A 21,998-nucleotide genomic window follows, 5' to 3' on the forward strand; every position below is an offset into this window, starting at 1 on the left:
GGGTTAGATTATGGCAAAGCGCAAACCTACTAGATCAGTCAACAAAACCACCCTACTCGTGATGGGTGAAGGTGAGCATGACAAGGCATTTTTAAGTCACATGAAAGGTATCTATCATGAAAGGCGCTCTGGCAGTAAAATTACGCTTGATTTTTCGAGTGGTGGCTCTCCACACGATATCATCAAGGACACAGTTAAAAAGAGTCGTCACGTTGATTATGATCAGAAGTTTATTCTGATGGATAGTGATGTTCCTGTTGAGCAACAAGATATTAAAGTAGCTAAAGATTCAGGTATCACCATGTTATACTCAACACCACTATGCCTAGAAGGCATGTTGCTTAGCATACTGAAACAGAATATTCCTCATACCGCGCAAAAGTGTAAGAGTCTGTTGCATCCACAATTATCCGATAATCCAGCGTTACCGAAAAGCTATGATCCCTTATTCGCTAAGCCAGTGCTTGATGGGACCAATCATGCCACAGTCGTAACGTTACGCTCATTATTAGGCATTAAACAAAAAAAATAACCGTCTCACTTTTAAGTAAGACGGTTCACTTAATAACTAAGCTGATCTTGCTTCAATTTTTTCATTAATCCACTCTGCAATCTCACTTGCTACCCAAGCTACCCTCACTTGTGTCAGTTGCACCTTTTTAGGGAACGTTGGATCATATTGAGCAGAATTTACATCGGCCATTGCATAGATAGTCGAGCGGCTGATACCTGTATATTCTTTAACGGCTTTGAGGCTAAGTAGCTGAGGAATATGGTTGCATTGCTCAATAAATGGTTGTGCTATATTTAAGTTTTCCATGATTATCTCCTTGTGAGTGAATGAGAGCGTCTGTTCTCATACAGTTACGGAGTCCCATATTTATTTACGGCGTCCTATGCTGTCCTAACGCTTCCCTTATTTAAAGCAATAAAAAAAAGAGCTGGATCATCCAGCTCCCTCTTATGTTGCATATGAGCTTTAACCACTTCAGCTCACAACAGTCACGCTCTGCCGTAGACCTTGTTCAATGCTATTCACGTTATGAGTTACTAACCCATTCTGATAGCTACCCTGCTGATTGCTACTGACGTCATCTGTCTCAACTGGATAAAACTCTTCAGCGACTTCTGCTAGATCATCAGCATCAATCTCAAAGCATGAATTCACATAGCCTTGTCTTGCAGCCTGCTCTAATGCAGCCTGATCAAAGCCGTGTTCACTAAGCTCTGCATCTATCGCTTGCGCATCCTGCACCGCTTGCTTAAGTGTCACACCATCACGCAAGGTTAAATCCACAAAGTAAATTGGGGTGCGATAGCTTTGTGTCGTGCTTTTGCCTCTCAAGGTTAATTGCAGTGGCAAGCATGAAAGCTTATTACCGGATACTGCTGCAAAGTAGCTGAGCCTTGCTGCTAGTGTGCGAATACTATTAAAGCCAGTTGTCCGAAAGATGAATGTGCCCAGCTCATCGTCCTCAGAGAGATTGGCGTACAGTCTGCCATACGGCTTACAAGCACCGCCTTGCGCCAGTGGACAGCGATCAGGCGATGGGCAGGGATGGCTTTCAACGCCTTTACTGGTGCGCCGCTGACACTGCTCACCGTCACCGACGCATAGTGGGCGTCCGGTCTGTCTATCAAATAGCGTGTACTCAGCTCGTAGATTAAGCTCAGGATCGTTAAACAGCATGCGAACTGGTATTTGCCGCAGCTTGCCTTCATTATTTGCGCGTAGCTTTTCATCGAGTGGATGATTGATCCAGCCATCCTTGTTTTGAACTTGGCTGGTAATCGTAAATTGATCGTCTTTAGCAGGTAAGCGTTTGCCATCTTTTACAATGACACGCCCAATGCTGATACGACCTAAAACTGGCGGGGTAATAGTGAGACCTTTAATCATGGTGATATTCCTTTTGTGTTTTATTTTAGCCATAAAAAAGCCCACCTGTGATAGGTGGGCGGTTATGCGCGTATTTGATTGAGTGGATTAATTTATGGATTATGATTGATGACGGATTATTGGCTCAGTTATCGTTAAGGATGACAAAGCGACGACTGCCTTGACGGGTTTTACTAAACTGCTCGAGCAACTCAGGATGCGCTTTGGTTAGTGCTTTACTATCAAGACTGACACTGTCTTTAGAGCGCTTCCAAGAGATAGCGCCTTTCTTAAATACCGCAATCTCATTGTCTTGAATTAAGCTTTGCAGTTGATGCTTCACTTGGTCATGACGCTGCTCTAACTCTTGCATATAGTCACGGTAGCTAAGCAATTGCTCAAACAGTTTATTAGCACCGTCATCATCCGTTAGATCAACTTTGCTTGAGGGCTCAGGGGTTGGATAAAGCTGTTTTAATGCTCTTGCTGCGGATTCCGAATGATCAGGAGTTGGAGGCGTGTCCGTTGCTACGTATTGCCAGAACAGATGCTCATGCTCCATGATGGATGCAATCAAGTATTCATCACGCTCAACTTTATAAATCTTCGCTTCGTGTCCACAAAGCAGAACGCAAATATGCGCCGCAGCTTTACCCGTGACCGCCAGTTGATGTTGTACTTGGCAAGTGACATAGAGCGGTACGCCATGCTTCCATAGCTTGGCACCATGTTCACCAGCAGTTTTACATTCCAGTATCTGTACCTCGTCATTACCAGTGATTGCATAGTCTAAGTTCGCCAGCATAAATGGCTGCTCAGGATGCTGCAAGATGGCATTGACGCGGCGCACCTTATTGCCGGTATACTCTTGATAGTATTTAGCGACCATCGGCTCTAAGGTATTGCCCCAATACAATGGCGAGTACCCTTCGATGCTCTCATCGATATCAGAGTCGATACGACCGGTCTTAATCATCCATAGCTCCAGCATAGACAAATAAGGATGGATACCACAAGCGGCAGCAGCATCAGAGCTGCCAATACCTTGTCTGCGTACTTGTAGCCAGTCCTCATGGCTCAAAGATTTGGTATTGACCAAACGTTTAGCAGTGGTTGATTGATGAGCAGACGGCTTAACGGGTTTGCTCTCTAGCTTGGACTTCGGCATATCTTCGATACCATGCTTAGTCTTTATTGGCGTCTTAATCTTAACAGTAGTGCGCTTGGTGTGTCTTGGCTGAGTCGTCGTGTTTAATGCGATCATGTTCATAGTGAATTCCTTCGTTAGATTTATTATTGGTTAAATAAACGGCATAAAAAAACCACGCTTGAAGGCGTGGTTGATTGTTTTGTCAGATTTTAAACGTCGATAATTAGGCAAGCATTAGCAGCGATTGCTCTAAACCTTTTTGCTTAAGCTTAGCCCCAGCACCGAACCATGCTGAGTTCAGGCGATTGTCCGTATTCATCGCACGCCTTTCATGATCAACGTACTCCGTAATGCTGCACAGCAAACCGTAAGCCGTATCACGAGCGGCGTCGAGTGTGGCACCGCGTCCTTGACCGTTAAACATCTGCATCACTTGATTCATCGCTTTAGCATTAGGCACAGCGTCTTTCTCTTTCTTAGCACGGTTAAATAAAATGATGTCATTGTCCTGATCATTGAATACACGGCTAAGATAATTGGCTGCTTCTGCTTGGGTGACACGGCGCTCTGATAGCTGCTTCATCTCATAAGCGTGCTCATCCCATTGTTTGACGGATACACCTAATTGCTGCTTAACCTTATCGGCATCAAAGGAGGTGGAATGCGGTACTTTCACCATGCCGCCATTGCCGTTGGCAAGGCTGATCGCTAGAGTGTTATTACAGACCACACGAATAGAGGTGAACTGAGCAGTAGTCGCTAACGTCCCATCACAAGCCGTTGCCAGCAAGAGATAGCCATTACTGACATCTTTACCTTTAAGCGTTGCTGACTGGCCTGTACGTGCTAATGCCCATAGCTTACGCCCGCCCTTTAGAACACCTGCGGTCTCAAGCTCAAAGTCCGATTGCTCGGTAAGATCACGATAGAATTCTAAAATCTCACGCGGCTGTACTTCTTGATAACGCTGACTGACCACTGATAACGGCTCAAAGTTATCGCTACGGTACAACACCTTTTGCTCGGCAAAGGGCAGAATCAGATTGTGCCCTTTATCATTACTAGCCATGTAGCTGACGTCCGATGATTCAATACGCCAGTCCATACCTGCTTGCTTTGCCCAGATCTCGATAGGCTGCTTGGGAGCCAGCTCGTTTCCAAGACCGTGCCAGGGCGTGTCACCGACGTAGGCAATTGATTCTAATAAATGTGCCATTATAATTTTTCCTTTTAGATTTGATTATGAGTATTGGTTATAGGGGTGCTTTAGATGGTGAAGGTTCTTGAGCAGGTATTGCAGGTATAACTAGGCTTTACTGCCAAAACGAGTAAGGGTGGCTGCTGTAGCTTGTCTTTGGCCAAGCTGATTGCTGAGGCAAGGGCCGTACCTACCACCACACCGATAGCTGAATTGATTTTGTAGTACCTGCAGATGCTTACACCAAGCCCTGATAGGGCAGATTGTGAGCACAGTTGCTCAAAAATACTAAAGGGACTGTCAGTAACCGTATTGCTTGTGACGTTGGCTGAATGACAGTGTGGACAGATCGGTCTCATAGAGAACTCCATAAGTTAAGCGCATAAAAAAAGGCCTGCAATTAAGCAGACCTTTGACTAGGATGAATTAGGGTTAAACAGACAGGTAAGCGAGGCTACCTGTCTTATCTCATAGGGATAGTATATACCTGAGATTATTTTACTATGGGCGGTAGTCCGCGACGTTTAGAGGTTCTATAAATACCATGACCAAAGGTGCGCATGTTTGGTAGCCACAGTTTAAGTTGCTGCTCATCTTTACTTGGCTTAGTTAAATATAAAGCTGAAGCTATAGCGTTTTCGACTTCCTGAGGGTTATCACGATGAATCATGCCGATACCTAATTTGCCGTATTGTTGGTACTTCTGCTTACGCTCTGGATCGTGGTAGTTATAGTACTCACCTAAACCCGCTGTAATCATTTTCCATTTTTCACCAATCTCTTTAGCTAGATACCAGTCATTGTCCCTTTTCGAGCCATCGAACATCAACAGTAAATGACAGTGTAATCCACCGTTCACTCCTCCTTGCTCAACTGCCCAAGCATTGCCATGCAAATGCTCAAAGCAAGTTTTCTTATTACCGATAAGCTCCCGTAGCTTATTCATGTGATCATCAAAGTTCTCGATAGATACATGGTGGCTCGTCTGCTGTGCGTATTTTAAATCGATACGCACAAATAGTAGTCTTGAGTAGTGAGTAGTCAGATTACCTACGTAATTCGCTAAATTATTTCTATTTTGCGACTCCTGATAGCTAAACGTAATGCGTTCACGCTCAATATCATTTCTATAGCAGGATAACGTAGCGATAAACCGCTGGGTTTTATCATGATCCCAGACGACGTCAATTGGATATGATTCACCAACTATAGCGTTGGTGCTATATACAAATGCGACAACCGGCTGTGAATAAAATAGCTCAGTATTGAAGTGTGTCATGAACGGATAATACAATCCGTTCAGTTGAGTTTTGACATCATCAAAGCTTATGGTATTTGCCAATATGGCTGTGACCAGATTATGGACATTAGCAACAACTTGAGGTTGGTTGAAGTTTGAATACGGCATGATTGTGATCCTATTAAGTTAATGTTCATAGGGTCAGGTCAGTCCGTATTTTTATAATGTTGGCTGCTGAGAGGTCAGCTCTCAGCATTAGAATAAAGCACCTAGTATATTCAATAATATAAATAACCCACTAAGCATGAGCTGCTGTAGTGCAGCTATTTTCCAACTAGCATTGGAGAATGACGTAAGGACTAATTGGAAATTGCCTTATGCTACAAGCCGATGGTTTGAATGGAGTTAGCATTTTTAGATATGTAACATTTTAGGTATGTTTTATAAGCTCAAGCTCTTATTCTGTGGTAGGATACCTTGAGAATACAATACGTTTTAATAACGTTTTAATAACGTTTTAATAACGTTTTAATTGCCATTTTTTAGTTAACTAAAGTCTGGTTTTTATTATTTTGGAGATAGAAAGATGAGTGAAGCTGAGGCTCGAACTGAAGTTAAGCGGTTAAATCGGACTCAAAAAAATGCAGAATATATCGAAAAGAAGATCAATAGTCTTAGTTTTTATAGCGCCTATTGGTGTTTATTTGAATTGCGATCTTTATATGCACTCCCTGAAAAACAGATTTTAAGAGACGACACTCGCGTTAAATCAAAGTTAATTCATATCTTAAAAAAGGCAAACTGTAACCCTAAAAAATTGGATGAAATCTTACAGACGAGCGCTGACGAAAGCATACCTCTATCCTACGTCAGATGGTTTTATGAAGACGACAGAGCGGCTTTATGGATAAATATGGTTTTGAAAAAATATAATGCAGCGAGCGATTATATACAAACAAAATCAGACATTGCGATTTTTGCCCATAACCTTATTTTCAATTCAAATATTCGTATTTCAGGAAGAGAAATTCATATAGGGTCTGATTCTTACAACGACGCTTTAGTACTGAATAAAAAACAAGTTTTAGGTTTTTTAGAACAAGCTTACGTTCGTAGTAAAGTTGGCTTAGGGAAAACAAAATGGATGGATAGTCGCAATGATATTCAGGTTAATCATTTATACCAGTATATGCAAAAACCCTGCGAACTTATTAAGCTAAACGTTGTTACGTTCAGTCCTAGCCAAGCTTTGATTTGTGCTGATACTATTGCTATAAAAGAATCAGATAGGGTTAGTAGGCTTAACCATATGCTGGCTTCACTAGATTATTGGATGTTTGATACTTATTGGTTTAATGAAGATGGTGTCGTGCTAGGCAAGGACAATAACAGAAGTAAGTTTCTAGAGATGATGAAGAATGTCTCCAATTCAAAAGCTAACCGTATTAACGATAAAAATATAAAGAAAAAAGGCTTAGTACTTACCAGTGCAAACAAGAAAACCCTCAGTCTGATTGCTAAAAGACAAGGTAAAACTCGAGCGCAAATGCTTAACGATATCGTTGCCAGCTACAACCAAACTTTTTTCTCCGAAGTACCTAAAACCACTAGAGCTACTGGTGCTTATATAACGGGCGACTATGGAAAACCATATACAGACACATTTGAAACGCAGCAAAGCCTAAAAGCTAAACAGGCTAGCTCTGAGACTATGTTAGTAGATAGTGATAGCGAGGAGAATACAGAAGATGTTCCTGGCACTGATATATTAGAACCAGCAACAGGCATTGAACGTAAAAACCGCAAGTGTGTTGAATATGCTGAGATTGATGAATGCGTTAAGAACGATGAGCAAATCGAGAATGACAAGCAAGTCAAAAATGCTAAACCAAAGGATTTCGATAATCGATGTAAAAACTTAGAAGACGCTGATAATAGTGCTACTGGCAAATTAACAGATGAACTCATTCTTGCTATCACTCCAAGCAAAAACATTGATACACCTGTAGACATCTCTACAATTGAAACTGTACAGCCTGTGACTAGCTCACATGATACTGAACATATTTCAGCTTCAGATGAGAATCTTCACAACATTGATGATAAAATATATGATGACGATCCTTTTTTGATAAACGCCAGGCTTATAAGCAAAAGGCTGGAAGAACATAAGCAAACCAATTAGTACTGATAGTAAAGCTATCAGATCTCTGTTACGAAATTACTATAAAACTGAAAAACTAATCTTAAGTATACTCACAAGTATACCGAACTATACTTCTAAATATTTATCCTTATATATCAAATACTTAATATCATACTACCGTTCCGGCTCCGGGTACCATTATATTGAAAGGCTTCCAAGAAATTGGAAGCCTTTTTCTTATTGTATATTATTAACTTTCTGTAGCTACCTCTTACCTCTACTATCAGCAGATTATGCTGTAATTCTAATGAGAAATTCAGGCATAAAAGCCACCAAGCGCTTTAATAATATCGTATTCTTTGTCGTTACGTGTTCCATGAATAGACATAGATTATATCCTCTAAATTATTAATCGATTGAAATAGCATCACTTTATTTATTTAGAAAGCACTAGCTAATGATAGTCGTTAGATAACACAAGTCCTTATTCAACCTGCTTGTTTCATACAAGTTTTTTAGCTACAGTTAAAATTCTTATATTAAATAATGACGATGAACCGTCAAATAAAAACAATCTTTCATAAGCTGGAGTACATTATGGAGCTAAATCTGAATGAGCTCTCCGATAAAAACAATTTAAATAGTCATCATGGCGAACATATTATCCTGCGTCTGACTTATGTTAGCCGCTATAACACCGAAAATTCAAATATCGAAGTAGCACGTATTCTTGAGCAGGCGCAGCGTAATAATGAGCGCAATGGTATTACTGGTGCATTAGTAATTAATGAAAACTATTTTCTCCAAGTTATTGAGGGCGCAAGACCAGTTATTAACAATCTGTTAAAAAAATTGATTGAGGATAAGCGACATTTTTCTTTGCAAATTATTGAGTGCCGTGAAATTGAGGAACGGCATTGGAATAAATGGTCAATGAAATATTTAACGGCTAATGATCAGAATAAAGAGTATGTTCTGAAATACTCAGCCAGCAATGAATTCAACCCTTACCTAATGAGTACTTCTCAAATTACAATGTTTATAGACAAGCTATCAAAACTTCAAGAGCGACAAGAAAAACGTGAGTCTAAGATGAAAAAATCTTAGTCTTTGACCAGACGATTAGAATGGGTATATTTTATAGGTAAGAAGAAATTAATCGTCTATTGTATAGCCTACTATATAAGATGCTATACCTAAAAAACGCCCAAAATAAAGGGCTGACAGTCTATGACGGTCAGCCCTTTATCGTTGTTTGGTGGAGATGGCGGGAGTTGAACCCGCGTCCGCCAGCATTACGCTCATGAATCTACATGTTTAGTTTCTGTCTTTAATTTTAGTCTGCACCGATCCGACAGTCAGGATGGATTAGCCGATTCTCTACTTTTAAACCCAAGCAATTGAGACAATCACTTGTGGCGCTTCTACATGCGGACGCTTCAACTTAGTTGACCAACTGTAGATGATCAGCAACCAAGCAAACAGGGTTTAAGCTGCTAGAGCGTAATTTTCGTCGTTTGCGACTATAACAATATATGTTTGATTAACGAGAGGACATATACTCTCGACATGCATCATTGAGTTTCATCACCAGCGTCGAAGCCAGAACATCCCCAATAAGGTCGATGATTATATAGCATATATACGGCTGCTTGCAACCTATTAGAGCTCTGTATTACATTACGTTACAGCTCAACCATCTAAGCCAGTATGGTATTTAACCATTTACCGATATTTTGAATCTGCGGCATACATACCTGATGTGCCATAGGATAGGTATGATAAGCAACACTATATCCTTTCTCTGATAATAACTGCTTTGCTTGTTCGCCTAGTATAACGGGAACAACTGGATCATGCGTACCATGCTCAATCAAAATGGGCATATCTGTGTTGGCAGCACTATAGCGAACGCTGTCGTTGGTTGCAAAGTAGGTAGAAAGCGCCATCAAGCCAGCCAAGCGCTGTGGGTAACCGAGTGCCACATGATACGCCACTGCCCCGCCCTGCGAAAATCCTGCAATCACAATATGTTCAGGTTTCACACCGCGCTCGATTTCACGAGCAATCAAGTCATGGATTTGTTGTGCGGACTCTTCAATCTGCGCAATATCAACTTTGCGCTCAAGGCTCATCTCCAAGATGTCATACCATGCGGGCATGACCATACCGCCATTGACCGTCACTGGGCGGTTGGGTGCATGCGGAAAGATAAACCGCACTGCCATTCCATCCGCTAAGCCGAGCTGCGGTACGACTGGCTCAAAGTCATGACCACTAGCACCCAAGCCATGCAGCCAAATGACAGCTCTATCTATTTTTTTCTGTGAGGGATTGTGCTCGACAATAACGGCATCTAAATACTTATTCATTAATTATCCTTAATGAGAGTCAAAATTTAAACAAAATTAATATTACAAAATTACTTTGGTTGTCATCATTCCTTAAACATAACCCTATATTTTAGGAACTAAGTCAGTAACCATAAAATTAGTAATGATGATTTATGCACATTTATGAGGGTAGTTTACATGACAATTTCAAAAAATTCAGCGAATGAGCGGGCGAAGCTGCATAACGCAGTGATGAATAGATTCAGACGCCAAGGTTTTACTTTACCTTTAGCCATTATCAGCACTTTTTTATTAATAGGCTGTAATGAAGATGACGGTTCATCAATGATCGTACCACCTACTCTACCGCCAACGATTGAACCTATACAGTCGCTAGCTTATACCTATGGTGTTCGACCATTTTATCTGGTCAACGATATGGATGACAGCCCGCTAAAAGATGAGTTGCTGGCATGTAAGGGTCAAACACCTAGCAAGACAGATTTCTCTATCGCCCATCGCGGCGCGCCTCTACAATTTCCTGAGCATACTTATGACGGTTATGTAGCGTCAGCACAAATGGGTGCAGGCATTTTAGAGTGTGATGTGGCTTTTACTAATGACGGTGAGCTGGTATGTCGCCATGCCCAAAACGATTTGCATACTACGACCAATATTGTCGCCACGCCATTAGCGAATCAATGTAGTGTCCCACCTATAATAGATGCTAATGGAACTCTCACCAATGCGGCCGATATTGAATGCCGAACTTCAGATATTAGCGTAACAGACTTTAAAAGTCTGACGGGAAAAATGGACGCCGCTAATCCAAAAGCCACCAGTATTAGCGCCTACATGGATGCGACAGCGCCATGGCGCACCGATTTATATTCACAAAATGGTGAGGTATTGACATTAAAAGAGCATATAGCACTTGCCAGTAGCTTGGGCATGAAGCATACACCTGAGCTCAAAGAACCCGTGGTTACTATGCCATTTAATGGATATAGTTTAGATACTTATCGTCAACAGCTAATTGACACTTATAAAGTTGCAGGCGTGCCCGCCAGCGATGTATACCCGCAGTCATTTAATCTTGCAGATATTGACTATTGGATTAATAACGAACCGAACTATGCCACCAATGCCGTCTACCTCATCGATGATAGCAACGAGAGCGCGGCGGGTAAAATATTTGATAAAAACGACCCAACGACGTGGAAGCATTCATTGGCTGAGCTGAAAGCGCGCGGCGTTAATATCATTGCCCCCGCAACTTGGCTATTGGTTACCAGCGATGGTAATGGCAAGCTGCTACCGTCGGCATATGCCTTGCAAGCCAAAGCCAATGGCCTCGACATTCTCACGTGGTCGCTTGAACGGTCAGGGCCATTAAAAAGTGGTGGTGGCTGGTATTATGGTGGGCTTAGCGACGCCATTAATAATGATGGCGACATCATGAATGTCATTGATGTGCTGGCGCAAGAAGTTGGAGTGAAAGGCACCTTTTCAGATTGGCCAGCAACGGTCAGTTACTATGCCAACTGTAAAGGTTTGAAGTAATATAAAGGGTCAACCCTACTCATATTTTAAAGACATAGAGACATTAAGTAATCGATTGGACTGGTTGCTTAATATCCGCATTTTGACCACGATGACGCAGATAGTGATCCAGTAACACAATCGCTAACATAGCTTCGGCGATAGGTGTTGCACGTACACCAACGCAAGGATCATGACGACCTTTGGTCAGCATCTCAACCGCTTCCCCCTCTGTATTGATACTCTTGCCAGCCGTAGTAATACTAGAGGTTGGCTTCAATGCAATACTGACACGGATATCTTGTCCTGACGAGATACCACCCAAGATGCCGCCTGCATGATTGGCAGTAAAACCCTCTGGCGTCAGCTCATCACGAGAGCTATGCCCAAATTGTCCTGCCACTGCCATACCATCACCAATCTCAACACCTTTAACAGCATTGATACTCATCATGGCATGGGCAATATCGGCATCTAAACGGTCAAAGACAGGCTCACCAAGTCCAACTGGTACGCCGCTTGCAATAATCTCAAGACGGGCACCACAGCTCGTACCTTCACGGCGTAAACTATCTATCAAGGTCTCAAAGCGACTGACAGCATCCGCATCCGCACAGAAAAACGGATTACTATTCACAAAATCCCAATCGATTGTGCTTGAGTTTAGGACATCACTGTACTCATTACCAATTTGGGTCACATGACCACGGATTTGCACACCTAAGCGCTCTAGCAAGTATTTCTTGGCGATAGCACCAGCAGCGACACGCATGGCAGTCTCACGCGCCGATGATCGACCACCGCCACGATAGTCGCGAAAGCCATACTTCATACTATAAGTATAATCGGCATGACCGGGGCGAAAGGTATCTTTAATTTCACCATAGTCTTTAGATTTTTGATTGGTATTACGAATCAGTAGACCGATAGAAGTACCTGTCGTTTTACCTTCAAAAACGCCAGAGATAATCTCGACTTCATCAGATTCACGGCGCTGGGTCGAGTACTTAGAAGTACCCGGTTTACGGCGATCCAAATCTATTTGCAAGTCGGCTTCGGATAAGGCTAAACCTGGTGGCACGCCATCGACGATTGCTAACAAACCTGCACCATGCGACTCACCGCAGGTGGTGACGGTAAAGACCTGACCAATACTGTTGCCTGCCATATTTATCCTTAAACAAATGAAGTCGATTTTTGACTGTTTTAATTATAGTATCAATCGTGATTTATTGATTGCTATCTAGTAACTGTACATAATTGGCGAATAATGAGCGATAGCTCATAAGCTCATCATAGGTAATCGCAAAGATGCCATGACCGCCATGAGCAAACCTTAGCCAATCAAACTGAATCTCAGGATAAGCTTGTTTTAACGCCCACTCGCTATCACCCACTTCACAGACTAGCAAACCTTCGGGGCTTAGATAATCGGGTGCTTCAAACAAGATACGATGTACCAAGTCTAAACCATCTTGACCAGCAGCAAGCGCATGCTCAGGCTCATATAAAAACTCTGGTGGCAAATCTGCCATGATAGCGGCATCAACATAAGGAGGATTGGTTACAATCAGCTCATATTGATTTTCGGCAGGGATTTTGGCAAATAAGTCAGACTCAATTACATTGACTTGATGACCAAGGTCATGATGATCGACGTTGACCATCGCGACTTCTAGCGCGCCTTTATCAATATCTACAGCATCAACCAGTGCATCGACAAAACGGGTCGCCAGCGCGATAGCAATACAGCCAGAACCGGTACATAAATCTAAAATACGCTCAGGCTGTGATAGCTGTTTAATTTCTAAGCCATGATCATAAAAAGCTGGCGCTTGATTATTGACACTTACGCCTATTGGTTTTGCCAGCTCGCTCACTTCAAAATATGGGTGGAACTGCTGACGAATCAATTCAGCAATAGGTGAGCGAGGAATCAATACGCGCTCATCGACATAGAACGGCAAATCACAGAAATAAGACAGATTAATCAAATAGCTTAATGGCTTACGCTCAGCGATACGCTCTTCTAACAAGCTTAAAACCAATTGCTTCTCTGAAGTGGTCAAACGACAGTCCAGAATCTGATCATTGGCGGACCAATCCAAAGACAAAGAATGCAATACAATCGCAGATGCTTCAGCAAACTCATCGGTGGTGCCTTGGGCGACAACCACATCATAGTTACGTAATTGCGTCACTGAAAAACGAATAAAGTCACGAATAGTGACCAGTTGCTCACGTGCCTCTTCAAGCTCCGCACGCAAAGTCGCAAATTCATCGTGCTCACCGACCAGCCCTGTCTCTAAATCGTATTCCATATCATCATTGATACCTTGTGACTCATCATCATTAAAGTATTGATTTTGAAATTCTTCTGCGCTCATTACTTGGTCTTCTGACATATCGCACCTTGCTGATTACATGCTCACTGACTACATGCGGATGGGTTAAATCGCTTTCAATGATTTCACTGAACAGCCAATTTATTAAATAAAAATCTCGTTCCACATTATAGACGGAAACAAGATGATGCGCCAATGACTGTGTTTTTTACTTCAACAAAATCTCCAGCAGTATTTACAATTAAGTAGCCCATGGCTTTAACAGAAGGGTTAAAAAGGCTGATTTAGCATAGCCATATAACACTATCTTAAAGCTCATAACGTATTGTGGTAACTGTTAATTGAGTGGAAAAGGCAACCCTACCCTGACTCAACTCTTGCTTAATTGTAGTGAATACGTCAACTGTTGACGTTTGGCAAGTCTTAAACGAAAAAATATGTGTCAAAAGTTTGCGAAGCATCCAAATTATGCGCATAATAGCCTCATTAGCAGCCACCACAAGTATATAAATATGATGAAAATAAAACCTCTTATCACCGCTATATCTATCGCTGTTGTTAGTATGAGTGCTATTGCTGCACCTACTGATGGTACACGCACTTTACCTGTACGCACAGCTGACTCGCTTCCTAGTATTGCGAAAAAAGTCAGTCTGAATGTGCAAGAAAGCCGTAGTAGCTCAGTCGTCGACTCTAGTACGACCGTAAAGCTAGATACGAATAAAGCCAAATCAGCGGACCGTATGACCCAGCTGATTGATGCCAAGCAGGACGCTGAAGTGAAAGCATCGGTCGCCGTTACCGCTGACAATATGACCGTAGAGGAATTGACTCGTAAGGATGAGCAATCAGACAGTGACGATATTAGCGAAGGTCAAGCGGTATCAGCACCTAGCTCTGCGATGGCTGATAGTGCAACGGATACTTCTATCAAAAGTATCGCCGATGTTGATGGTAAAAAACATACCACGCTGAATTTGTCTAATTATGCCAAACAAGTAAACGGTGCCACATGGACACCGAGTATGAAAGTTAACTCAGCTATGACTATCAAAATGCAGGCGCTGCTCGATTGGAATCATGCGTCTCCGGGCGCTATTGATGGCGGTTGGGGCATGAACAGTAAAAAAGCACTGATCAACTTTCAAACTATGCAAGGCTTGCCAGCAAACGGTAAGATGGATCAAAAAACATGGGATGCTTTAAATAAAAATATTCCAGCTAACAAGCCAGTTTTAGTGACGTATACCATCACTGAAGATGATGTGAATACCAATTTTGCTACTATGCCTGCAGGCTCAGAAGCCAAGTCAAAAATGAAAGGCTTGTACTATCAAGACATCAAAGAGATGTTTGGTGAGCGCTTCCATATGGATGTGCGTTATTTAGACAAGTTAAATAAAAACAAACAATATAAAGCGGGTGAAACCATTACTGTGTTAAATACGCGTGCTCCGCTTAAGCAGCGTATCAATCGTGTCGTCGCCAATAAAGCCGATAAAACCCTTTATGCTTATAATGATGACAAGCTGGTTGCAACCTATCCTACAACCGTCGGTAGTGACAGCACGCCATCACCACAGGGCACCTTTAAAATCGTTAATAAAGTAAAAATGCCGTGGTATAAAGCAACTGTTGGCGAAGGCGCAGATAAAAAAGTACATATGTTACCACCAGGACCGAACAGTCCCGTAGGTGTGGTATGGATGGGCTTATCTAAACCTTCTTACGGTTTACATGGCTCACCTAAGCCAGAAGGTATCAGTCGCCAAGCATCAGCAGGCTGTGTGCGTTTGACTAACTGGGACGTTTTAGAGGTTTATGCCAATATCGAAAATGGCGCAACCGTTGAGCTAAAATAGTTCAATAGATAGTACGCAATAAAAAAGACCTTGATCATCGTATCAAGGTCTTTTTTTATTATATTCCAAAAGATTCAGTACCAAAATTTTAGATGTAATAAATAAAATGAATAGCATATATAAAATGCTCGATTAAATGATACTACGATCTTTTTTACCACGAACTATGCTTTGTAACCCTCTTCATTACCTGTAATGCTGCCAATTTTTTTGGTGAAAAATAATGCTGTGGGAATAGAAACTAAGAAACCGATAGCGACTGCTATTTGAATATGCGGAATCTGGTTAAAACCCATGACCAAAGCGCCGATCATAAAGAGACCGATGATGACAGTTGCTGCCATTGAATAGACAACAGAAAAAAGTGGCCAGTTCATAACTTATTCCTTACTTTTATTATGGGTATAACTACTTTATACACTATATCCACACTAATAGTAAGTCTTTTATTATTTATGCTCAGCCTAATCATAGTAAATAATTACTATTGATAACCTTATTATAAGTATTGACTTATAATAAGTGTTTTTACTAACCTCAAACCGCCTTTTATTTAAAAGTTTTCCACCCTTTGTACTGGTCTAATTTTATTCAGGAAGACCTATGACTACGTGCTTATTTATCCTTGCTATTGAAATATTCGACTGACAATCTAAATAAAATTGTCTGGTTTATAATAAAAAATGAATAGGGTTTACCATGTATTTACTTAGGAATCTTCAACACCCTTGGCACGTTTGTGCTAAAATCGCTTGCAAAATTATTTTACTTATTCTACTAAATACATCCGTCAGTAAGGAGCCGCTGTGAGCCAGCCATTTCGCTCAGCCGATATTCGTCAAGCTTTTATCGATTTTTTCATAAGCAAGCAGCATACCCCCGTCGCCTCATCGAGTTTGATTCCACACAATGACCCGACATTGCTATTTACTAATGCTGGTATGAATCAGTTTAAAGAGACCTTTTTGGGTATGGAGCCGCGTGATTATACGCGTGCGGTAACCTCGCAAAAGTGCGTACGTGCTGGTGGTAAGCATAATGATTTGGATAACGTCGGCTATACGGCGCGCCATCATACGTTTTTTGAAATGCTTGGTAATTTCTCTTTTGGCGATTACTTTAAGCAAGCCGGTATTGGTTATATTTGGGAATTTTTGACCTCGGACGAATGGCTAGCAATCGATAAAAATCGCTTGTATGTGACCATTTATGAGACTGATGACGAAGCCTTTGATATTTGGCATAAAGACATCGGTATCCCAAGCGAGCGCATTATCCGTATTGGCGATAATAAAGGCGCGCCTTACGCCTCTGATAACTTTTGGACCATGGGCGATACCGGTCCATGCGGTCCTTGTACCGAAGTATTTTATGACCATGGCGCTGATATCGAAGGCGGTTTACCGGGTACGCCTGAAGAAGACGGCGACCGCTATATTGAGATTTGGAACTGCGTCTTTATGCAGTTTAATCGTCAAAAAGACGGTACTATGCTGCCGCTACCAGCCCCAAGTGTTGACACTGGCATGGGACTTGAGCGTATCAGTGCCATCATGCAAGGCGTACATGGCAACTATGAGATAGATTTATTCACTCATTTAATGGATGCGGCGGCTGAGATTTTAGAAATTGAGAATCAGCAACAGTCATCATTAAAAGTCATTGCTGACCATATTCGCGCTGTTTCATTTTTGATTGCTGATGGCGTCACTCCAAGTAATGAAGGTCGCGGTTATGTGCTACGCCGTATCATTCGTCGTGCAGTACGCCACGGTAATAAGCTTGGTGCCGATAGCGATTTCTTTTATAAAATGGTCGCACCGCTTGTCGCTGAGATGGGCACTGCCTATCCTGAGCTAAAAGACAAACAAAGCGTCATTGAAAACGCCATTCAAAAAGAAGAAGCCCAATTTGCTAAAACCTTAGCACAAGGTTTACGCCTGCTTGCCAGCGAACTTGAAGGCTTACAAGATGGTGACACCCTCTCTGGCGAAGCGGCATTTAAGCTATATGATACCTATGGCTTCCCTGTTGATTTGACTGCTGATATCACCCGTGAGCGCGGTATCGTAATTGATGAAGCGGAGTTTGATGAACATATGCAAGCACAGCGTGAACGCGCGCGTGATGCAGGAAAATTCGACGTCGATTATAGTAGTGTCATACAAGTAGAAAACCCAACCACCTTTATCGGTTATGAGCAGCTTGAAGAAGAAGGTGTCACGATTGATGCGCTGTATCAAGATGGCAATCCAGCCGATAGCCTAACTGAAGGTATGGAAGGTGTCGTAGTACTTGACCGTACACCGTTTTATGCTGAAGGTGGTGGTCAGGTTGGTGAGCTTGGTGAAATCCGCACCGCGACTGGCGTTTTTGAAGTGCAAGACACCAAAAAATCTGGTCAAGCCATCATTCACTATGGTGTCGTGACCATGGGTGACATTAGCACTAAGCAAACCGCTGAAGCACAAGTACTCTCTAGCATCCGTGCGGCCAGTGCCAAAAACCACTCTGCCACGCATCTCTTACATGCTGCATTAAGAGAAGTATTGGGTGATGAAGTTACGCAAAAAGGCTCGCTAGTATCAAGCGAAGTATTACGTTTTGATTTCTCCTATGACAAGCCCGTCAGTACTGCTGAAATTACGCGTATCGAACGCTTAGTCAATGAGCAAATTCAAGCCAACACCCCTGCTCGCATCGAGAATATGTCCATCGACGAAGCGATGAAACAAGGTGCAATGGCATTGTTTGGCGAAAAATATGGCAGTGACGTTCGCGTCTTAACCATGGGCACTGACAGTATCGTCGATGGTCAACGTAAGCCCTTCTCTATTGAGCTTTGTGGTGGTTTGCACGTTAAACGTACCGGTGATATTGGTGTGTTAAAAATTACCAGTGAATCAGGTATTGCGGCTGGCATCCGCCGTATTGAAGCCGTCACTGGCATGAATGCGATTAAAAATATCCAGCAAAGTGAGCAGCAGCTGAGCGAGCTTGCCAGTCAGCTAAAAGTAAAACGTCCAGAGGTTGCACAGCGCGTGCGTACCATGGCGGATAAGCAGCGCGAACTTGAGAAACAACTAGAGCGTTTAGAGCAAAAAATCGCCAGCGCCCAAGCTGCAAACTTGCTTGATGACGTGCAAACCATCGCTGGTACGCCAGTACTTATCAGTACATTAAGCGGTATCGATGGTAAATCTATCCGTACGCTAATGGACGATATCAAATCAAAACTACCAGATAGTGTGATTGTATTGATTGGTGATAAAGATGAGCAGTTAGCACTAGCCGCCAGTGTGGCAAAGTCTGTGACTGCGAAAGTAAAAGCCGGTGACATCATTCGTCATTTGGCAGGTGAGCTGGGTGGTAAAGGTGGTGGTAAACCTGACTATGCTCAAGGCGGCGCGCCAAAAGCTGCCAATACTAGTGCGGTTGTCAATGCCCTACCTGCTTGGATTGCGGACCAGCTTGGCTAATACCTTAAGCTGAGCAATATTGTACTAAATCAGAGATAAGATACGCGATTGGTTATAACGGTTATAACCAATCGCCATGTATCTAATGTCTTCTGATACTTAAATTTACGACGCTAATATGATATAAAGGTCAACGCTTAGACTTATTTCAGCGTATGAAGTCTATTGGCATAATAAGACAGTAAACCATCAAAAAGTAAAACAAAGGGCGCAGTTCTTATAATCTGGCTTTATCGTTATTAAAATCAATCTAGCACTTAATTTAGACAGTGCCATGATGAATTGATGTCTCTCAATAACAGATAACCATTGGTGAATAATAGGTAGATTTTTATGGCGTTAATAGTACAAAAATATGGCGGCACCTCGATGGGCAGTATCGACCGCATCAAAAACGTCGCCAAACGAGTCAAACGCTGGCATGACAATGGTCATCAAGTGGTCGTTGTCGTGTCTGCCATGAGCGGTGAAACCAACCGTTTGATTGATTTAGCACGCCAAATCAGTAGCCAGCCCGATCCTCGCGAATATGACCAAATGGTCTCAACCGGCGAGCAGGTGTCTATCTCACTGCTTGCCATGGCGATTAAAGAGTTAGGTATCGGTGCACGTTCATTTACCGGTCGTCAAGTCGCTATTAAAACCGATAATGCTCACAATAAAGCGCGTATCGAAAGTATCGATGACAAAAACATCCGTGAGCAGCTAGATGCCGGCAACGTCGTTATTGTCGCAGGCTTCCAAGGTATCGATGAAGAAGGCAATGCGACGACATTAGGGCGCGGCGGCTCTGATACGACAGGCGTGGCGATTGCCGCGGCTTTAGGCGCGGATGAATGCCAAATCTATACTGATGTTGATGGCGTCTATACCACTGACCCGCGCGTCACCTCAAAAGCCAAAAAACTTGAAAAGATTACTTTTGAAGAAATGCTTGAGATGGCAAGTCTTGGCTCTAAGATTTTACAGATTCGCTCAGTAGAGTTCGCTGGCAAATACGGCGTACCGCTGCGCGTATTATCTAGCTTTGATGAAAACAACGATGGTAGCTTCGACCAAGAATTTCAAGACAATGTCGGCACCCTAATTACGATAGACGAAGGAGACAATATGGAACAGGCAATCATCTCAGGTATCGCTTTTAATCGAGACGAAGCAAAAATCGTCGTACGCGGTGTCCCTGATCACCCTGGCATTGCTTCTGCTATCCTCAGCCCTATTGGCCGCGCCAATATCGAAATTGACATGATCGTGCAAAACCTATCTACCAATGGTATGACTGATTTTACTTTTACCGTTAATCGTACAGACATGGAAAAAACCATGAAAGTACTAGAAAGCGAAGTCAAAGATGAAATCGGTGCTAAAGAAATATTGGCCAATGATGAGGTGGTTAAAGTCTCATTAGTCGGCGTCGGCATGCGCTCGCACGCAGGTGTTGCTAGTCTTATGTTCCAAACCCTTGCGGAAAACAACATCAATATTCAAATGATATCGACCAGTGAAATCAAGGTATCTGTTCTTATCCAAGAGCAGTATCTGGAAAAAGCGGTAAGATCACTGCATACGGCCTTTGGTCTTGATCGTGAAGACGGTGAAAGCAAAATCGCTGGTTTATAAGAATGAGCGTATGAACACTTTACTAAAGCCGTATAAAAATAATAGGCTTTAACATTTGTTCAATAGACTGCGATTTATTATTTTTAATAATGCTTAATACTTAATTAAATAGGGTCTTATTAAGACCCTATTTTCTTTTTTTATTATTGCTAAGGTTATTATAAAACCAATAGTTTTGTGAAAACCCGTGACAGTATCTGTTATGCCCCCTATAATGAGGGTTTCATTTGGGCTAAATGAATTTATCTATCATTATCGCTATTAGCATCCTATTTTGGGTAAAATTTATAAAACAATGTTTATGACATTTACTTTATAACAGCTGCCTATTTTGTGCAGCGATAATGTCCTGTAATTGAGACGCAATCTGATGAGTAATAATCTGTTGATGCGACATAAGGAGTGTGACGCATGTTAATTTTGACACGCCGCGTGGGCGAAACGCTAATGATTGGCGACGAGGTCAGTGTGACTGTCCTAGGTGTCAAAGGCAATCAAGTACGTATCGGCGTTGATGCGCCAAAAGATATTGCCGTACACCGCGAAGAGATTTATCAGCGCATTCAACATGAGCGCACGGTACAGTCGCAAATGCAGCATCTTGAGCAAGGCAGCTTTGCGCCTTCATTTGATGATGAAGACTATTTTAATCGCTAACCTGTTAGCTTCATATCCAACTATCAATAATCATTAAGCTTGTATCAAGCATGCTAGTTTTGGCTTTTTAACAGCTTTGAGGTCATTTATTTATGAGTATCCGCCAATCAGATGTATCGGCTCTACTTAATGGTTTGAATAAAAAAGCCATTGGATTCAATGATGTCATCAGTTTTATTGATGATTTTTATCGTTATGCGCCAGCGCCTTTTGTGAATGGCATGGCACATAATGCTGCTGGTGAAAACGAAGGCAGCGCCAAGATTTTTGGTTTTGCAAAGCATCACGGCTTAAATCAATTAGATACGCTAAAGTTGTTTGGTGAGCATTACCAAACGGTTCAAGCGACGCCTAAAGGAGTTGATCATCCCAATATTCGCAATTTTTTACATTGGGGCTGGCAAGGTTTTTTAATGGAGAAGAATCCATTAACACTGCGCCCCAGCGTAGATACCAGCACGCTTTAATGGTTTATGATTGACGATTATAAAAAAGCCACACTATGATGATAGCGTGGCTTTTTTTATGCTTCATTTTTTATCAGTGC

The 21,998-nt window shown here is 42.2% G+C and carries 18 protein-coding genes, 1 other RNA gene and 1 pseudogene; 9 read left to right on the forward strand and 11 right to left on the reverse strand.

All coding sequences use genetic code 11. The features are described from left to right. Window positions 1–10: 10 nt before the first annotated feature. A complete protein-coding gene (locus VLA57_RS01340; RefSeq protein ID WP_011513943.1) occupies window positions 11–532 on the forward strand; it encodes a hypothetical protein in 522 nt (173 codons plus the stop codon). 36 nt (window positions 533–568) lie between these two features. On the opposite strand, the gene VLA57_RS01345 is transcribed toward VLA57_RS01340, so the two are convergent. From VLA57_RS01345 to VLA57_RS01370, 6 genes are all read right to left on the reverse strand, one after another. Further along, window positions 569–820, reverse strand: a complete 252-nt coding sequence (locus VLA57_RS01345) for a helix-turn-helix transcriptional regulator (protein WP_011513944.1) — start codon at window positions 818–820, stop codon at window positions 569–571. Window positions 821–988: 168 nt separating this feature from the next. Beyond that, window positions 989–1,900, reverse strand: a complete 912-nt coding sequence (locus VLA57_RS01350; RefSeq protein WP_041753147.1) for a recombination directionality factor — start codon at window positions 1,898–1,900, stop codon at window positions 989–991. 124 nt (window positions 1,901–2,024) lie between these two features. Beyond that, window positions 2,025–3,149 (reverse strand): YqaJ viral recombinase family nuclease, encoded by a 1,125-nt coding sequence (locus VLA57_RS01355; RefSeq protein WP_442968855.1) that lies wholly within the window; start codon window positions 3,147–3,149, stop codon window positions 2,025–2,027. 103 nt (window positions 3,150–3,252) lie between these two features. Continuing rightward, window positions 3,253–4,245 carry a DUF932 domain-containing protein gene (locus tag VLA57_RS01360; protein WP_333954112.1) on the reverse strand — a complete coding sequence of 331 codons (993 nt, stop codon included), beginning with the start codon at window positions 4,243–4,245 and terminating at the stop codon, window positions 3,253–3,255. Window positions 4,246–4,295: 50 nt separating this feature from the next. Then, on the reverse strand, window positions 4,296–4,586 hold the full coding sequence (locus tag VLA57_RS01365; RefSeq protein WP_333954114.1) for a hypothetical protein: 291 nt from the start codon (window positions 4,584–4,586) through the stop codon (window positions 4,296–4,298). A 134-nt stretch (window positions 4,587–4,720) separates the two neighbouring features. Then, window positions 4,721–5,635 carry a YagK/YfjJ domain-containing protein gene (locus tag VLA57_RS01370; protein ID WP_011513949.1) on the reverse strand — a complete coding sequence of 305 codons (915 nt, stop codon included), beginning with the start codon at window positions 5,633–5,635 and terminating at the stop codon, window positions 4,721–4,723. Window positions 5,636–6,053: 418 nt separating this feature from the next. Between VLA57_RS01370 and VLA57_RS01375 the strand changes: the two genes are divergently transcribed. Together VLA57_RS01375 and VLA57_RS01380 are read left to right on the forward strand one after the other, a co-directional pair. Beyond that, a complete protein-coding gene (locus tag VLA57_RS01375) occupies window positions 6,054–7,652 on the forward strand; it encodes a hypothetical protein (RefSeq protein WP_333954115.1) in 1,599 nt (532 codons plus the stop codon). A 558-nt stretch (window positions 7,653–8,210) separates the two neighbouring features. Further along, complete coding sequence (locus tag VLA57_RS01380; protein ID WP_333954116.1) at window positions 8,211–8,720, forward strand: BLUF domain-containing protein; 510 nt, start codon at window positions 8,211–8,213, stop codon at window positions 8,718–8,720. Window positions 8,721–8,869: 149 nt separating this feature from the next. Here VLA57_RS01380 and ssrA read toward each other — a convergent pair. Together ssrA and VLA57_RS01390 are read right to left on the reverse strand one after the other, a co-directional pair. Next, window positions 8,870–9,228, reverse strand: a transfer-messenger RNA (tmRNA) gene (gene ssrA / locus VLA57_RS01385). A gap of 85 nt (window positions 9,229–9,313) precedes the next feature. Then, window positions 9,314–9,985, reverse strand: a complete 672-nt coding sequence (locus VLA57_RS01390) for an alpha/beta hydrolase (protein ID WP_333954118.1) — start codon at window positions 9,983–9,985, stop codon at window positions 9,314–9,316. A 159-nt stretch (window positions 9,986–10,144) separates the two neighbouring features. On the opposite strand from VLA57_RS01390, the gene VLA57_RS01395 reads away from it, so the two are divergent. Next, a complete protein-coding gene (locus VLA57_RS01395) occupies window positions 10,145–11,509 on the forward strand; it encodes a glycerophosphodiester phosphodiesterase family protein (RefSeq protein ID WP_333954119.1) in 1,365 nt (454 codons plus the stop codon). Between the two features lie 43 nt (window positions 11,510–11,552). On the opposite strand, the gene aroC is transcribed toward VLA57_RS01395, so the two are convergent. Both aroC and prmB read right to left on the reverse strand, forming a co-directional pair. Then, window positions 11,553–12,656 carry a chorismate synthase gene (aroC, locus tag VLA57_RS01400; protein ID WP_333954120.1) on the reverse strand — a complete coding sequence of 368 codons (1,104 nt, stop codon included), beginning with the start codon at window positions 12,654–12,656 and terminating at the stop codon, window positions 11,553–11,555. Between the two features lie 61 nt (window positions 12,657–12,717). Then, entirely contained in the window at window positions 12,718–13,893 is a 1,176-nt protein-coding gene (gene prmB / locus VLA57_RS01405; protein ID WP_011513962.1) for a 50S ribosomal protein L3 N(5)-glutamine methyltransferase, read from the reverse strand. Between the two features lie 377 nt (window positions 13,894–14,270). Here prmB and VLA57_RS01410 point away from each other — a divergent pair, with 377 nt between their 5' ends. Then, window positions 14,271–15,695: a L,D-transpeptidase family protein gene (locus tag VLA57_RS01410; RefSeq protein ID WP_333954121.1), complete on the forward strand. Its 1,425-nt coding sequence runs from the start codon at window positions 14,271–14,273 to the stop codon at window positions 15,693–15,695. A gap of 164 nt (window positions 15,696–15,859) precedes the next feature. On the opposite strand, the gene VLA57_RS01415 is transcribed toward VLA57_RS01410, so the two are convergent. Next, on the reverse strand, window positions 15,860–16,072 hold the full coding sequence (locus VLA57_RS01415) for a hypothetical protein (protein WP_133104485.1): 213 nt from the start codon (window positions 16,070–16,072) through the stop codon (window positions 15,860–15,862). 429 nt (window positions 16,073–16,501) lie between these two features. On the opposite strand from VLA57_RS01415, the gene alaS reads away from it, so the two are divergent. The 4 genes and pseudogenes from alaS (at window position 16,502) to VLA57_RS01435 (ending at window position 21,918) form a co-directional block, all read left to right on the forward strand. Then, a complete protein-coding gene (gene alaS, locus VLA57_RS01420) occupies window positions 16,502–19,174 on the forward strand; it encodes an alanine--tRNA ligase (protein WP_333954122.1) in 2,673 nt (890 codons plus the stop codon). 333 nt (window positions 19,175–19,507) lie between these two features. Continuing rightward, complete coding sequence (locus tag VLA57_RS01425; RefSeq protein ID WP_011513965.1) at window positions 19,508–20,794, forward strand: aspartate kinase; 1,287 nt, start codon at window positions 19,508–19,510, stop codon at window positions 20,792–20,794. 411 nt (window positions 20,795–21,205) lie between these two features. Next, window positions 21,206–21,373 (forward strand): annotated as a pseudogene (gene csrA, locus VLA57_RS01430) (carbon storage regulator CsrA); the annotation flags it as partial. A 170-nt stretch (window positions 21,374–21,543) separates the two neighbouring features. Next, window positions 21,544–21,918, forward strand: a complete 375-nt coding sequence (locus VLA57_RS01435; RefSeq protein WP_011513967.1) for a HopJ type III effector protein — start codon at window positions 21,544–21,546, stop codon at window positions 21,916–21,918. Window positions 21,919–21,998 lie beyond the last annotated feature (80 nt).

Source organism: Psychrobacter sp. S4(2024), from assembly GCF_036861305.1.
Classification (GTDB): Bacteria; Pseudomonadota; Gammaproteobacteria; order Pseudomonadales; family Moraxellaceae; genus Psychrobacter; species Psychrobacter cryohalolentis.